General features: G+C 67.9%; 7 protein-coding genes. 1 reads left to right on the top strand and 6 read right to left on the bottom strand.

Annotated elements, in window-relative coordinates:
* Window positions 1-23 precede the first annotated feature (23 nt).
* On the top strand, window positions 24-1,202 hold the full coding sequence (locus tag JOD57_RS27085) for a restriction system modified-DNA reader domain-containing protein (RefSeq protein WP_204693750.1): 1,179 nt from the start codon (window positions 24-26) through the stop codon (window positions 1,200-1,202).
* A gap of 108 nt (window positions 1,203-1,310) precedes the next feature.
* On the opposite strand, the gene JOD57_RS20770 is transcribed toward JOD57_RS27085, so the two are convergent.
* The 6 genes from JOD57_RS20770 to JOD57_RS20745 form a co-directional block, all read right to left on the bottom strand.
* A complete protein-coding gene (locus tag JOD57_RS20770; protein ID WP_204693749.1) occupies window positions 1,311-3,938 on the bottom strand; it encodes a phospholipase D-like domain-containing protein in 2,628 nt (875 codons plus the stop codon).
* Window positions 3,931-5,442 (bottom strand): hypothetical protein, encoded by a 1,512-nt coding sequence (locus JOD57_RS20765; RefSeq protein WP_204693748.1) that lies wholly within the window; start codon window positions 5,440-5,442, stop codon window positions 3,931-3,933. The genes JOD57_RS20770 and JOD57_RS20765 overlap by 8 nt, the downstream gene beginning before the upstream one ends.
* Before the next feature lie 285 nt (window positions 5,443-5,727).
* Entirely contained in the window at window positions 5,728-7,515 is a 1,788-nt protein-coding gene (locus JOD57_RS20760; RefSeq protein ID WP_204693747.1) for an alpha/beta hydrolase family protein, read from the bottom strand.
* Between the two features lie 148 nt (window positions 7,516-7,663).
* Complete coding sequence (locus JOD57_RS20755; protein WP_204693746.1) at window positions 7,664-9,685, bottom strand: UvrD-helicase domain-containing protein; 2,022 nt, start codon at window positions 9,683-9,685, stop codon at window positions 7,664-7,666.
* Window positions 9,682-13,068, bottom strand: coding sequence for a DEAD/DEAH box helicase (locus JOD57_RS20750; protein ID WP_204693745.1), 3,387 nt, complete (start codon window positions 13,066-13,068; stop codon window positions 9,682-9,684). The genes JOD57_RS20755 and JOD57_RS20750 overlap by 4 nt, the downstream gene beginning before the upstream one ends.
* 225 nt (window positions 13,069-13,293) lie before the next feature.
* On the bottom strand, window positions 13,294-16,461 hold the full coding sequence (locus JOD57_RS20745) for a type I restriction endonuclease subunit R (RefSeq protein WP_204693744.1): 3,168 nt from the start codon (window positions 16,459-16,461) through the stop codon (window positions 13,294-13,296).
* Window positions 16,462-16,478 lie beyond the last annotated feature (17 nt).

Genomic DNA, 16,478 nt, shown 5'->3' with positions numbered 1-16,478 from the left:
GGGCGCGAAGGCAGACTGCATCTGTGACTACGGACCCGCGCCAGCGCGGAATCGGCGCGACCTGGTTCATGCCCGCGAGCAGCGGGGAGCCTCTGCTCATCGACCTCCCCGGCGCGAACCTCGACTTTGCCGTCACGACTCGAGACAACCTCTCGGAGTTGGACGAGAAGTGGAACGTGCCGGGGACGTACGTGCTCGTGGACCCCGTTGATGCCGACGGCTGTGCCGGGGTCTACGTCGGCAAGGCGCCAGGCGGGCTGACCACTCGCGTTCGGCAGCACGTCCGCGCTCGCGAGAGCTGGCGCCGCGCGCTACTCATCCGCAGGCCGTACCAGGGGTTCAACAGCGCGGAGGTCGGCTGGCTCGAAGGACGTCTCTACGACGTCCTCGATTCGGCCAGCCGGGTCACCCTCGGGAACGGCAATCGACCGAGCGACGAGACCCTCCCGCAGTGGCAGCGCCAGCAACTGGAGGCAATCATCGCCCCCGTCCTCGGCGTGCTCCGCGTGCTCGGCCTCGACCCGGACACGCCCGATCAGTCTCTGCAGCTCTCGGTGGCGCAACCTGGTAGGCGCGCACACTACGGGGACACCCTCATGGACCTCATCGAGGCTGGACTTGTGAGGGACGGAACCGTTCTCCATCCAACGACCTCGTCATACGAGGCCAGTGCAATGGTGGGGGTCGACGGCGCGGTGACCGTTCGCGGTGAACGCCATGAGTCGCTGTCCTCCGCGGGCAGGGCCGTGACAGGGCACAACGTCAACGGCTGGGAGTTCTGGGGGCTCCTGTCGGGGAGCGGCGAATTGGTACCCATGAGCGTCCTGCGGAGTGCGCCCGTCGTCGGCGGCACGGAGCCGGAAACCGCACCTGCCCCGGTGGACTACTCGAACGACGCCGCCGGATCGCCCCCCGCCCGTGTCCATGGACCGGCCCAGACCCACGCCTCCGTGGACGTCTTCGCCTTGCTGCGAGCGTCCCTGTTGTCGGCCGGCGATGTGCTCGTGGTCCGCTACAAGGGCACCGACTACCGGGCCACCGTCAAGAGCAACGGCTACCTGTCCCTCGGCGGACGGGACTACCCCAGCCCCACTGCCGCAGCAGTCGCCATCACAGGCGGCAACGTCAATGGCTGGCGGTTCTGGAAGGTCACCTCGGGGGAGACGCTCGGGTCCCTGCGAGATCGACTCCCCCAGCCCTGAGCGAGCCCCACGCCCTGTGCAGGATGGCTGACACCCTCGCGCTCCGGGCGTGCGTCCACGAACTCGAGTTCCAGACGGCGCAACCGCCGGTCCGCCGGATGGCGCCAGCTACGGGCAAACGGGGGGAATGGGACTCTTCACCCCTAGCTTTCGCAGCAACTCCACCCCCTCGGGGAACGCTCGGTTCTGTGGTCCATGCCGCATGGGTGCGGCATGGACGAACCCGCCTTGAGACGCGAGAGCCCGCGGACCCATCAACCCGGTGAGCCGGAAGTGGCGCCACCGCGTTCCTTGTCCCATGGATTCGACGACGAGCAGATCGGGTCGGCTCCAAGCGACCAGCGCCCACGGTCCCGAATCGCATGTAGCCCATGCCCCGACCACGGGTTCGGTTTCGGCCGCCCCGACGGCCTGCAGGGCGACCAGCGCGGCATTGCCGAATCGGCCGGTGACGTGCAGAAGCGTCCTGCCATGACGATGGGCGCTGCGACCTCGTTCGCCGATCGCGTGGACTGCCTCGGCGATGGGATCCGCCTGGATGAGATCATCGGCCACCTGCAGGATCGCGGCCGTCTGCCCAGCCGTGCCGAACGCTCGGTCGAGCAGGATCGAGTACTCCTCGACGTATGCGGCGGTGGCCTCCGGCAGGAGATGCCCGACCGCGGTGGCCGCCTTGTTGAAGGCAACGGTGTGCGCGGTGACGGCGGCTCGGGGGATGTGCATCCGCAGCACGCCTAGGGCCACCGCTGCAAGACTGCCTACCTGCGGCTCGATCCGTTGCGGCAGATCGTCGCGATCCAGCACCGCGGTGGCCCTCGCCAGCAGGGGCAGCCAAGCCAAGTCCGTGCGCGGCCACGCACCGGCCGCGACGGTCCACAGGGTCAGACGGACGACCAGCATCCGCTCGGCCGGCCCAAGGGTGTCGGCCACCTCGACCAACCGCTCGATCCAGCGTCGATATCGGCGGCGTACCTCGATCGGAGCATGCTCCAGATTGGGCAGGGGAGGTCGGGAGCGCTCGCCCTCGACCGCGATCTCCGCCGTCTCTGCGTCATCGTCTTCCAGGGCCGCTTCGTCGTCGTCGGTGAGTTGCTCGTCCCAGGAGACTCGCAGCAGATCCTGGAAGGGGACGGTGACGCTCCCAGGCGGAACAGGCAGCCCAAGCGCGAAACGCATTAGTGGCTGACCGACGCGGCCGGCGCACTCGTCGAGGTACCGCTCCCACCCGTCGTCGTCGGCGTCCAGGGAAGCGGTAGCCCCGAGGTGCCCAACTGAGCCGGCAGCAGATGCGGTGGGGGCTCCCGGACCGAGGCCCGTGCGCAGCGTCTGCAGGTCACTGAAGAACCGCTCGGCCAGCCGCGGGTCGTCGAAGAGGTCGCGCGGCTGGGTCGTCGGCGTCCTGGGGCTATGGAGTCCCACCCGGCGGAGGACCGCATCGGCGTCCACCACGAAGACGACGTTGCTGTACTGCGGCACCCCGGCCGCCTTGACGACCAGGCGCAGCCGGCTGCCCGCATCGGCGGGCACCGTGGTGGTGTGCGAGTCCGCTCCCGCAGGAACCTCCGCAACCCGCTCCCACGACTCCGGCGGAGCAGCGGCAGCGGACAGCTCGAGAGCCGCGTCGCGGGTGAGGGGTGCCGCCAGCTGCACCTCCAACCCCTCCGGGACACGGAGTGCACCGAGCAGCAGTGGCCCCTCCTGCCGCTGGGGCCGCGGCATCGCCGGCACCGCCCGCAGCCCAGCGACCGGTTGATCGTTCCCCGCGGGCAGCAGACTGACCGGGACGGGCGCAATGAGGCCGAGCTCGCAGTTGCCGCCTTGCGGCTGCGACAGGAGCAGGGCTGCTGCGGAGATGTTGGCGCTGCCGGTGAGGGCCCATCGCCGACCGCCGGTGGTCCACTCCACAAGTTTGCCGTGCCGGTAGCGCTCCTCGTCGTCGCGCACGATTCGGCCGCCACGCTCCTCGACGAGCGCGGCCACGGCCGGTCCGTTCAGGTCCGTGAGTGCAGGCTGGTAGGCGACCGTGAGGCGACGCGGCTGGAGGCGGTCGACCAGCCGCCGCAGCGCGGCGGCCTGCGGGTCGTGGAACGGGGCGAAGACGCTGAGCTCGTCCACCGGTCCGTCCGGCAGTTGGTCCACGATGGGCGCGCGCAAGCTACTCACCAGGCGGACCGATTCGGCGGTGGGTCTGCCCGACGCGGTGAGGTTCGACAGCAACCCGGAGACACGCTCCAGTGCTTGCGGCACCCCTGGCGAGAGCCGCACCTCGGCGGGGAGCCCGCGGAGCCAGTCCACCACGTCGGGGAGGCAGGCCGGATGCGAGTCTGGCGTGGCCCGCAACACCGTCCACAGTTCGGCGTTGGCGTGCCAGCCCGCCAACGTCGTGTTGCCGGATCCCAGCGCGATTGTCGCCCGGTCGGGGCCGACGAGGACGACGAGCTTCGGATGGAAGGCGCCCGAGGATCGCGCCAGCCCGGCCAGGTAGCTGCGGCCCGCCCGCCGTACGGCCCGCGGATCGTTCTGCGACATCGTCACGTCACCGACGACGGTCACCCGCGCTCCGGTGGCCTGCGCGACGCCCAACACGGTGGATTCGAAGAAGCCGAGGTCGGCCGTGAAGCTGAGCAGCAGGATCTCCTGGAGGCCGCCCACCCCCTTGCGCTCCTCCTCGAGCAGCAGGCTCAGGGGAGACGCCAGGCCGCCCGGTGCGTCGTCCTGGGCGCCCGCCTCAGCCAACGAGCACCTGCCCGGGCGCCGTTACGGCCCACTGGGCCGCCTCGTCGTCGAACTGCAGGACACCCGCACTGGCCAGGACCGAGCCGAGCTGGTCGAGGCGCAACCCGACGTCCCCGCGCCCTTCCTGGCTGGTTCGGAACAGGAACCCACCGCGCTCGTGCAGCCGGGTGGGCAACCACATCGAACCGTCACTGCGCCGGCGAGCCTTTGACAGCGCGACACGCCGCGACCGGGCGAGCAGGTCGAACGTAAGGCGACGCGCGAAGTCCTGGAGCTGCTGCGGCTTTGCCTCATCCAGGCGCCGGCTGACCCATTCCGGCCCCAGCTCGATTCCGCGCTGGCCGAGGAAGGCGTCTCGAACCCGGCCTTCCAGCTCGTCGACCCGCCGAGCGCTGGCCGCCAACACGCGCAGTTCGGCAAGCGGGACCGAGTGACCGGACGCCCTCAGCGCCGCCTCGGCAGGAACTGGAAAGCCGCCGCCATCCTGGGTAGCCGGCAACGTGTCGAGGAACGCCTGCACCGTTCCAGTGGGCAGCTCGGCGGCGAGGCGTTCCGCCAGGTCCTCGGCAGCCATGAATCCGTCCACCTGGCTGACCAGCCACGACCACAGCCGCCGCCATGCTCCGACCGCGTAGTTGCGCAGTACCACGCCGCGCCACACCGCCGCCGTCTCCACGTCGGAGGTCACCGGATCCGCAGTGAGGAAGGGACCGAAGGCCAGCACCTGTCCCACGTCACGGGTGAAGGAAGTGACCGCATGCGTGCTAACGATGCGGGCCAGCAGCCGCACGGTCTGCCGTCGTGCCTCCGCCCGCGAGTCCGGCTCCCGATCTCCGCCGTCGGCACACATCAGCCCCGCCAACCAGCGACCGTCCGGCTGGTCCCCGCCACGGCACACGCAGAGCCGTTCGGCGACTGCCGTCAGGTCGGCCACGTGCAGCGACTCCTGAGCGGCCAGCTCGAGAACTTCCCCCAGGCCCTGCCGAACAGCCCCCACGTCAAGGCGGGGACCGGGGGCTGGCCGCGGGCCGGGACTCAGAATGCCGAGAGTTGTCTCCGATCCCGCGTACGGCCCCCAGAAGCCCCACACGCTCTGGACGTACCCGCTGCCCCCGTAACGCGAGGCGTCATCCAGTTCCACGTCTCCGGCTTGCAGCCGGCGCGCGAGCGCGTCGACGCCGTGTGCCCGCGGGAGCCAGCCGATGTCCTCCTGGGAGTGGTGAGCGAAAGAAGCGGTCGCGATCACGACTTCGGCCCGGCGCAGCAGGTCCTGAGTAGCCGGCACCGTGAGATCCCGCACTTCCGCCTCCGCGGCGATAAGTCCGTGCAGCGCGTAGTAGCGACCGTGCGGAGTCACCGCAGTGACGCCCGGTACGAGGTGATCGACCATCCGCATCACGTGGCGCTCGACGGAGAGCGGATACCTGCCGGCCGCGACGTCGAGCCCCGGGCGGCTCCACGACGGCCCGTCGAGTAGTCCATCGGATGCGGTATCGACCACCATGCCGACCGGTTCCCCTTCCGTACACCTGTGCACCTGTGCACCTGTGGACCTGTGGACCTGACGGACTGGACGAGCCTAACGAGTGCTTGTCCAGGCTTGAGCATTCTCGCCTTGTTCACCCAGAAGGCTGGCTGAGGGAGATTGGGCTTCAGCTCCTAAACGCGGTCGGGGCAGTCGAGCGCGTTGAGGATCCGTGCAAGATCGCCCGTCATAACGCCGTCCAGACAATTCCGCGTATGCGCCGCTGGACCTCAGCGGAGAAGCGGAGCCAGACGAGTCCGAACATCAGGCAGCCGGCTCCTCATCGGAGCCCTCTGTCAGTTGTCGAGGCTGCATCCCCTTCGTAGTCATGTACGCGAGAGCGCGCCTGACGACCTCACGCTTGCGGCGCAAGTCTTTGAGCCGTGGGGAGCTCCCGTCACTCAAAGGCTCCAGTCGGTTGAGCTCGGCAGCCAGCTCCGCCTCCAAGGCGACGACGTGGTACCAGAGCATGGCGTCGACCGATAGATCCAGCAGCTGGCGGGCACGGGCGGCGGAGATGCGGGCTGTCAGGTCGACGACGATCTGCTCGAGCGGCGCGTCACCGGCGCCGCCGACTGCAGCCGCGCCCGTGGCCACCGCAGCTCCGGTTGAGGCCAGCCCGCCCAGCAACGCGATGCCGCCCACCATCCCACCAGGCCCGAAGGTGGCGAGAGCGCTCGTGATCGCCGCCGCCCCTGCTAACCCGGCCGGCGCTGCCAAAGCGATGCCCAACGGCCCCGCCACCAGCAACGCGACGCCGCCGAGGCCGAAGGCGATCCGCGACCAAGGAACTCCGGAGCTGTCTTCGAGCACGCCCCTGACTTCCTGAATCGCCTTGCCGATCGTCGTCCCGCTCTCCGGCTGGATGCCGATCTCGATCGCCATGTCACGCAGTGCAGCAGTGGGTGCCTTGCCGGCATTGATGTCGTACGGCTGGACGAGGTTCGACAACGCGCACAGAACCAGGGGATCGATCGCCTCGTCCAGGTTCCAGTCCCGACGCGAACGTGGGGGCGTGCCGTTGCCGAGGCTCTCGACGATCGGCGGTACCGGGCGCCCCTCGTTGACCAGCATCAGCTTGAGCCGGTTCGCCATGTCCTCCTGGACCAGCTGAAGCGCTTGCCCGTAGCGCTCAGCCGTCTTGCGGTCATCGATCAGGCGTCGGACGTGGTGCGCGAAGGCCAGGAAGAAGATCGCCTGTTCGACCGGCGCGGGGATACGTAGTTCGACGCTGCGCTCGACCGGCACGAGACCCGTCTCCTGAGAACCGTGCATCGCCTCCCCGATGAGGGTTCGTACGGAGGGGTGCTCGAAGTACGCCTTGGCGTAGTGACGCGGCCCAACTGCCACGACGAAATCCTGGGCAGCGGGAAACGTGCCGGCGAGGCCGCGCCCCGCCGTCACCAGATCTCCACGACCGTAGACGTTCGCCCAGTCGTCGACGATGCCGTACGGGAATCGCTTGAGGAGCCGCTCGCACTTCTCGTGAATGAAGGCCGAGCCAGCTGGGCTGCCCAGAGTGATTAGGCGCCGAACTCGTAGAGAGGGCGGCAAGTGGTCGAGGAGATCGATCGCCACCACGGAACCCAGGCTGTGCCCGACGATCACAATGTCGCCCTCAGCCGGGAGCGTCTCGAGAACGCGGCGCAGGATCGCGCCCCGAAGTCCTTCGTTGTCGATGTACCTGTCGACCTGGCCGAGCTGGCCGAGCTGCAAGTCGACGACGGCCCTCTGCATCACGTCGACGACGACTTCCGGGACTGCCTCCAGTCCAGCCGTCCAGGCGTCGGGGTCGTGCCCGATGAGCCTGCTCACCCGTGCTTGCCGGCGTTCGTAGTCCCGCCGGCGAGCGTCCTCGTCCTTCGATAAGTACGTGCGCGCCGGCAACGAAGCACGGATCCCATCGGTCTCGAGCAGGTCGCTGTACCGCGGCGCGACCGTCTGCGACTTCTCCAGCGGGTCGTATCCCGCCTCGACGAGGCCGCGGTTGAGCTCCTTGAGCCAGGACCCCTGCGGATCGCCGTTGCCAACTCCGTGCAGGAAGACGAGCACCGCAGACAACCAACAACTCCTTCGCTCAAGATGCTTTACCGCCGCCGCAGCCTGCCACGGGGTGCTGACGCGGCGGAACCGCCACGCGCCGGTACAGGGCCCGGTAGGCCGCCACACGTGCGTGGTCGGACCCGGCGGTCGTTTGCGACTACCGGTCGAGCCGGTCAGCTGGAGCGCGCCGCAGCTCGTCCGGCAGCGCTTTCGCATGCACGACCGCAAGCGAGCGATTGGCCCGAGTGAGGCTCGTGTACAGGAGCCCGTGCCGTCCCAGGTTCTTGCGGAAATCAGCTGGTTCAACGACGAGGACGGCGTCGAACTCCAAACCCCGCGCGTCATCGGCTGAAAGCACTCGCACCGTCAGCTGCCCGTCCGAGTACTCGTCGCTGCCCGCGGTACGAGCCCGCCACCCTCGCGCTGCGAATGCCGCCCGCAGCGGAATCGCCTCCACGCCGATGACAGCAGTCGTCCCGCCAGCGTGGTCCCTGGCCAGCTTGGACGCCGCTGTGACAACGGCCGTCGGCATGTCCGCGGATCGGACCTTCCACGTGACCGGGCGACTGCCCTCTTCCTGCACAGCCATGCCGTGGCGCTCGTGTCGTGGCAGCAGGTGGCCAGCGAACTTGTGGATCGCTGTCGTCGAGCGGAAGACGCTCTTGTAGTCCTCGATATGCGTGTCCACAGCAAGATCCAAGAACTCGAGGCTCTGCTGCCACGACATGCTGCTGTGGTCCGAGCGGCGCTGGTTCATGTCACCGACGAGAGTCCAGCCAGCATCAGCACGGACGAGCGACCGCAGGATGCGCCACTCGATCGGGCGCATGTCTTGAGCTTCGTCGACGATCACGTGGCCCGGGGACTCGAACCGGTGCATCCCTGAGGCCAGCGCACAGTACGCGATCAGAGGCGACAGGCGCTCCGAGCGCAAGGCGACGCCCCAGTCCGGCAAGGACCGCAGGTACGCCTGCCAGTCAGGCGGCGCGAGATGCACGTTGTGACTCAGCCGGTCGTAGATGAGCCTGCCCGCCTCTGTCCTGGACTTCGCCGTCTCCAACCGCCCGCGCCTGCGTAGGGAATCCGCGACAGCGTCGACCAACGTGCAGAGCTCAAAGTCGAAATCCCGATAGGTCGCAGAGTGGCCGCTTTCGGGATCTAGCCCGTCGTTCAGCTCGGGGACGATCCTTCTGAAGATGTCGCGGAGACTGCGCACGATGACAGCGCCGTCGGGAACGAGTGCGCGTACCGCCTTCGACGTGTGCCGCACGTAGTAGTTCGTGGGGCCCAGCAGCAGCACCTTGCCCGGGATGGCAACGCCCTCCCGCTCCGGGTGCACGAGGAAGGCCGCGCGGTGAACCGCGACGATCGTCTTCCCGGCACCGGGGTGCCCCTGCACCACGAGGGGCACCCCCGCATCCCACTTGACGAGGTCGTGCTGACGAGGCTGGAGGGTTGCGAGGACCTGGCGAAGCTCGGTCCGTCGCGGTTGAGCGAGTGTCCTGAGCAGCGCTTCCCTGTGCCGCAAGGCCACTGCATCGGGAACGCGGGTGCCGCTTCGTCCCTCATCTGCATTCTCTCCAGTGGCAGCCGGTTCTGGGACGGTCGCGCGCTGCGGGGGTTGGTGGCTTGGCTTCACCGGTTGCGGCAGAGGCGCCGAGTCTTGACGAGAGCTCCCAGCCGGAGCACTAACCGACTGACCTCGCGCCGGCGGCCGCGGCACCGCGAGCGCCGCTTCTCGGTTGAAGGCTGTCTCTCCTGCGCCCTTGTCCCGCCGCTCGTCGTCGTACCCGACAATGTCATCGCCACGAGGCGTGAAGATCCGCGTGATCTGCACTTCGCCGATCAAGTCGGTACCGGGGCCATGGCCGTAGAACGCGTCGGCTGCCGGGGCCGCCCAACTGATGACCACGAAGTCTCGTTCCCGGGCGTACCACTGCCCGACGTAGACGCTGTCCGTTCCCAGGAGCGGATCCGGCGCACTCAGCCCCATCCGTCCGACGAAGGGCTGGGGCACCGGGCGGTCCAGTTGCACCACACCCTTGCGGCCCCTGACGGGTCCAGACACACGAGGCTTCGCGACCCTGACCGCTCGGGCGGCCTTGTCCGTCAGGGTCTGCACGTAGCGCTTGTTGCGCGCCCGCTCGTCAGCCAGGACAGCTGGGTCGTGCGCGCTCACTCGCACACCTCGACGACGCAGATGGCCAGCGGGGACACCGTCACGTCCGGGGCCCCGGTCTTGTCGAGGTCGTTGAGCGTCTGGCGGTGCGCCTCTTCTCGCCGTGCCAGCTGGCTGTCGAAGAGCTTCACGCCACGCGTCTTGCCGCGCTCGAGGGCGGTCCGCCGGCGGGCTCGGATCGAGGCGCGCGCCCGCTCGTGCTGGTCTTCGAGGAGAACCCTCCGAGACTCGATGAGCGCGGCGATCGCGCTCCTCCGCTTCTCGTTCTCGCGGAGCATCCGGTCGTCCATGAGTCCTTGGAGAACGTCCACACACTTGTCGAGCGCTGCGGGCACCGGCTGCGTCCCCTCCTGCAGCTCCCCGGTAGCCAGGCGGGCAAGGAGGACATCGACGTACTGCTCGCCGACGAGTCGACCGTCGATGCCCACGGCCGTCCCCCAGATCTCCTGGCCGGCACGAGGCGCCTCCCAGCGCGCGACCGCGAGCTGGACGACGAAGGTCCCGGGCTGCAGCTCCCCTCGGGCCGGCACGCGCATGACCGCGAAGCGGGCCTGACGTTGCTCGGGCACGTTGGCGGCTGCCAGAACGAGCGGGTGCCGTGCCGAGAGCAGGTCCATCGTCTGACTTGTCCGCGCGGTCTCCTGATCCAGGACGAGGTGCAGCTCCTCCTCGTTCCGCAGGGCGCGCTCGTAACGGCCGGCTTCGTCGCGGCTCAGTCGTTCCTCGGCCACCAGCCGATTCAGCCGGTCGGCCATGTCGCGGTTTCCTCGGAGGCGTAGACCCGTGCCTCCGTCGATCACCACTGGCGGCGACGCTTGGCAGAGGGAAGCCCAGTCTTCGAGGAGGTGCAGGAGCTCAGCAGCACCGACGTACCGCCCGGAGGCCACGAGGTCGCGTTCCAGGCCCGCGACGTCGTCAGTGGACGCCCCGAGCAGGAACGGTGTCGCCGTCGCGAGGTCCTCGAGACTGCTCCGCTGTTCCTCGATGGCGGCCAGTGCATGGTCCGCTTTGGCCGCTCGTTGGGCGTCGCTGAGATCAAAGTCGAACACGACGTCCTGGAGTGCCTTCAGGTGGTCGGTCACGATCGGCTCGAGGGCCCCAATGCTGCCTTCGAAGACGCCGATTCTGGCGAGGAGCCGTTGCTTGATGCGGTCGTCGAGAGCCGCCGGGCACCAGACGTTGAGGATGGAGATCTGCTCCTCCGGCTGACCGATTCGATCGATGCGCCCGATCCGCTGTTCGACCTCCATCGGGTTCCACGGCAGGTCGTAGTTCACGATCACCGAGCAGAACTCGAAGTCCAGTCCCTCGCTGGCCACCTTATTGGCGAGGACGAGGTCGTAGTGGCCATCACGGAAGTCAGCCATGACCTGGTTTCGGCGATCACGGTCGATGCCACCGTGGAGGACAGCCACTCGGCACCGGTCCCGGAGGCGCCTCTCGAGGTACGCGAGGGTCGGACGCGAGAAGGTGAAAAGTAACGCCCGGCGACCCGAGTCGATGACCTCCAAGAGCTTTGGGACGACGGCGTCGAACTTGCTGTCGACGCCGTCGATCGCTTCGGAGGCTTGCACGAGCTCGATGTGCGGCCGGAGCATCGGGGGTTTGGACGTCGATGGCAGGCTGGTCGAGTCCTCGTCGGCGACGACCTCTTCGGTGCTCCACCGCAACACCGCGTTCCGGGCGGCGGGCAAACAAGCAGATGCCAGACGCAAGGGCATCTGCATCGCGAAGCCGGCGGGTTGACCGGCGGCCGCCGCGCGATTCCGGCACCAGGTGACGTACTCGTCGTAAAACCGAGATTCGGCCGGCGTCCATACGACTTGCGTGTCCATGGCCTTCCGCACCGCCTTCTTCTCATCGACCTCCACCCGCCGCGTGCGGGTGAAGACCGAGGAGAGGACGTTCAGCTCGGAGAGGTAGCGCCGTGCCTGCACGATGTCACGAGCGCTGAGGTTCTCCTGCCCGACGATGTCCCGCAATGACGCGAACTCGACCCGCTTGACCAGCGGGCGTCCCATAGCCAGCGACCGCATCTCGTCCAGCACGCGCACGCGATCGACGCCAGCAACATCAGGGGCAGCGAGGAGGCTGCCCACGCGGTTGAGGACGACGTTCGGCTCCAGCTGGAGCTCCAGAGAGCCCGCGTCCCCGAAGTCGCCTGGCGCGAGCAGCTCCAACAGGTTGTATAGATCTTCGTTGCGCAAGTTGATGGGGGTCGCGGTCAGCAGGACGAGGGCCTCGGCCCACTCGCTTAAGAGGGAACCGGCTTGGTGAGACGCCGTGCTGGCGTTCCTCATGTTGTGCGCCTCGTCGACGATAGCGAGGCTCAGGGGACCGACCAGATCCGCCAGCTCTTCCATCGCGTGCCACATGCGGAATCGCTCGAGGCTGACGACGTAAGCGAACCGGCGAGGCAGCCGGTTCTCCCGCGCCCGCTGCTCAAACTCGGTGGCCGCAGGACCCGAGAGCTCGACGAGCTGAAATCCGAACCGGTCCTCCATCTCACGTCGCCACTTCGCGATCAATGACGCGGGACATACGACGAGGACGCGGTCGGCGGACTTCCGCGCCTCCAGCTCCGTCCAGACGAGACCAGCCTCGATCGTCTTGCCGAGGCCGACCTCATCCGCGATGAGGATGCGCGACTTGCCCGACTCCAGCATGCGGATGACTGGGCGGAACTGGTAAGCGCGAAAGATGGTTCGTGTCGCGCGGAACGAGAACAGGGTATCCGTGAAAGCCCCGGCTAGCTTTTCCCGAGTCAGCGTCGCGCTCAGTCGGCGGGCAGTGTCCGGCGCCTGCTTGATCCAGTCGAACACCGTGTCACTGGATTGGAGCTCGGCGAGCATGTCTTCGCCGTAGGCGACCTGACGTCCGTCGACACGAAGGTCGTAAATCCACTTTCCAGCGTTGAATCGGCGGCCCCGTACGGGATGGTCTCGACCGGTACTGACCACCATGACGTCGTCGTTGACCCCGAACTTCGGGGCAGGCACATCGGTTCCGAGCGACCACAGGTGGTCCAACCACGCCTCCGCGTCACGCAGAGCGTGGTCATCGGGAAGTGCATCTGCGTGGACGTGCTGGCTGTTCCCGGGCGGCGCTCCACGAGAGACGATCAAGCTCCTGGTCTCCGCTCCCCCCGAGAACCAGTAGACGCCTTCGGGGAGCTCAACATCGGCCCGACCGAGATGGCGGACTTGCCCGAAGAGATCGCGCTGATCTAACCGTGGCGGCCCGACGAACAAGGCGTCGAGGCCCGGGACCACGGCGGCGAGCTCCGCCGCATCCTGCGCTTCGGGGTGATACCCGTAGCTCGTCCTGACCTGCGCCGCCGTATACCCGAACAAGTGCTTTCGCTCCCCGTTGCTGACTGCCACCAGAAGATCACAAGCGGCGACCCAAACCACTCTTGTCTGATGCGAGTCATTCCGAAGAGTGGATACCTCTCAGCTAACCGAAGGCGCTCCTTGGTCGCTGAATCCCGTATGCCGGAACCTCGCTGCAGGACCAGACACAGAGACGAACCGTTGCCTCCAGCGCGCCGGCGCAGACCGTCACCGGCCGTAAGGACATGTACAGAACGGCGCCACTTACGGCGTGGCTCAAACGACGAACCGCGGAGCCATGGCCTCCATCTGCTCGATCACCAAGCGGATGGCCTCCGGCTGCTGGTCCGGCGGGTAGCTGTAACGGATCAGCAGCCGTTTGATGGACGACCGCAGCTTGGCCCGGACGTCGTCACGCACAGTCCAGTCGGTCTTGACGTCGCGACGCATGACCGCAACCAGTTCACGAGCGATCTGTGCGAGGACGTCGTCGCCCTGCAGCTCGACGGCCGACTCGTTGGTGTTGACCGCGTCGTAGAAGGCCAGCTCGTCCGAGCTCAGCGGCGGATCGAAGCTGGCCCCGCGCGCAGCCTCGGCCGCGACATCGCGGGCCATCTCGATCATCGCCGCGATGATCTCGGCTGACGTCAGCTGCTGATTGGTGTACTTGTTCATCAGCTCCTGGAGCCGGGCCGAGAACGCCCGCTGACGCACGAGGTTGTGCCGCGTGGCCGCGGCCGACTCACCGACCAGCAGGTCGCGCAGCGCCTCGATGGCCAGGTGCGGGTTAGCTGCCTGCTGCACCGAGGCGGTGTACTCAGGCGTCAGCTCGGTGAGCTTGGGCCGCTCCATCCCAGCCGCCTCGTAGATGTCCACGATCTCCCCGGTGACCGTCGCCGAAGCGACGAGCCCGGCCAGCATCAGTTCGATTTCCGCCGGCACCGGTCGACCTTCGGCCTGGCGGGCAGCGGCGTCGAACTTGCCCATCCACACCCGCACCTCCTCGTAGAACTGCGCAGGGGCGCGTAGCTCTGGGAGGTTCGTGCCACCGGCGGACAGCGCCCACGCTCGGGACAGGTTGTTGGTCAACTCGCGGAACCTGTCGACGAGTGCCTTCTCGTCGTCGCCGACCTGGTTGCCGGGCGTCGCGGGGGAACGAACCCAGTTGGTGAGTCCGAGCAGGGCATCGCGGTAGCTCCGGGCGTCGCCGGTGAGCTTGGAACGCCAATCAAATGCGGCGCAAAGGTCGTCCAGCTGGCCGATCAGGTCGCGGGTCAGCTGCACCGACTCGGCGACATTGCGGCCGACCGGCTTCTCGTCCTGGTCACGCTCGGTGTACTCGGCGAGCGCGGCGGCGAGGTTCTCGGTGATCGGTGCGTAGGCGACGAGCAAGCCGGCGTCCTTGGCCTTGAAGGTGCGGTTGACCCGGGCGAGGGTCTGCATGAGCAGCGCTCCCCGGAGCGGGCGGTCCAGGTAGAGGGTGTGCAGCGGTGGTGCGTCGAAGCCGGTCAGCATCATATTTTGCACGATCACCAGCTCGAGCGGGTCTGCGCCGGACTCTTCCTTCAGCCGAGCCTGAATGACCTTGTTCTGGGACTGGCGCCGCACGTGGTCGGAGACCGGGGGCTGGTCGCTTGCTGTCCCCGAGTACACGACCTTGATCACGCCGGCGTCGAGCGCATCGGACGCCCACTCGGGCTTTAGGGCAACGATCTCGTCGTAGAGCCGGGCACAGATCTCCCGGGTTGCTCCAACGATCATCGCCCGTCCGGACCAACCGAGGAACGGCCGGACGGCGTCGCGCCGGCCCTCCCAGTGCTCGACGATGTCGGCCGCCAATGCCTTCAACCGCGCAGGTGCCCCGTACACAGCATTCAGGACGGCGACGGCGGATTCGACCCGGGCGCGCTCGACGTCGTCCAGCCCCGTGGTCGCCTCGTCGGCAGCGGCGTCGAGTTGCTCCGCGGTGAGATCCTCGGTGCGCTCGACGGTGATCAACCGAGGCTCGAACATGACCGGCACGGTGGCGCCGTCGGCGACTGCACGGGTCAGGTCGTAGGTGTCGATGACCGGCCCGAAGACCTCCGCCGTGTTGCGGTCAGCGAGTGCGATTGGGGTTCCGGTGAACGCGATGAACGTGGCGTGCGGAAGGGCGTCGCGAATGTGCCGGGCGAAACCGTCGAGGTCGTCGTAGTGGCTGCGGTGCGCCTCATCGACGATCACGATGACGTTCCGCCGGTCCGACAGCAGTGGGTGGGCCTGCCCACCGGAACGTTCGTCATCGGTGCGACCGAACTTCTGCAGCGTGGTGAAGTAGATGCCGCCGGTGTTGCGATCGGCCAGTGCGGTGCGCAACTCGTCGCGGCTGCCGACCTGCACGGGGCTCTCGCGGAGCAGCCGAGAGACGGCGAAACCGGTGAACAGCTGGTCGTCGAGCTCCGTCCGGTCCGTCACGACGACGAGGGTCGGGTTGCCCAGGGCCGGGTGGTCGGCCACCGCGTGGGCGTAGAGCTCCATCTCCATCGACTTGCCTGAGCCCTGCGTGTGCCAGACAACGCCGGCCCGTCCGTCGGTCCGCACAGCGTCCACCGTGCTCCCGACGGCCTTGGTGACGGCGAAGTACTGGTGCGGCTTGGCGACCCGCTTGAGCCAACCGTCCCCGAGCTCGTCGAAGGCGATGAAGTTGCGCAGCAGCTGCGCGAACCGCTCCTGGTTCCCCAGCCCGGCAATCAGAACATCGAGGGCGATCTGGACGTCGACATCCGCCGGGTTACCGCCTGTGGCGACGACGGCTCCGTCATCGTCGACGTTCCAGGGTGCGTAGTGGTTGAGCGGGGTGAACGGCGTGCCATACGCCGCGGTCAGACCGTCACTGATGATGGTGAGCGCGCAGCCGCGGAAGGCCAACGGGAACTCACGCAGGTAGGTGGCCAGCTGGCCGTGGGCCTGGGACAGGTCGCCGTCGGCGCGCTTGAGTTCGACGATCAAGACGGGGATGCCGTTGAGGTAACCAACGACGTCGAATCGCCGCTCGATGTCGTGATCCCGGATGGTGACCTGGGACGCGACGAAGTAGTCGTTGTCCTCGACCCGATGGCCCACCACCCGGATGGTGGGGTTCTGCTCTACACCGGCGGAATCGGTGTAGGTCAGACCACGGAAGCCGCCCACCATAATCTGGTGCATCCGGTAGTTCTCGGCGATGGCGTCCGTCGACTTCGGCGCCAGGATGTCGGCGACGGCCTGCTCGCGGTACTCCAGCGGCACGTGCGGGTTGAGCCGGTGAACGGCGTCGAGCAGACGCCCCGGGCAGAAGAGGTCGGCCCAGCTGGTCCGGCCGTTCTCCGCGCCCGGCGCGATGGCGGTGCCCTTGAGCGGTTCCCAGCCGTGCTCGGCGAACTGCTCGATCGCGATAATCTCCCAGTCGGACTCGCTGAAGGTCATCTCGGCTCCCCGTGGAC

This window comes from Geodermatophilus bullaregiensis (genome assembly GCF_016907675.1).
Lineage (GTDB): Bacteria > Actinomycetota > Actinomycetes > Mycobacteriales > Geodermatophilaceae > Geodermatophilus > Geodermatophilus bullaregiensis.
This window is presented reverse-complemented; position numbering and strand designations above follow the sequence as displayed.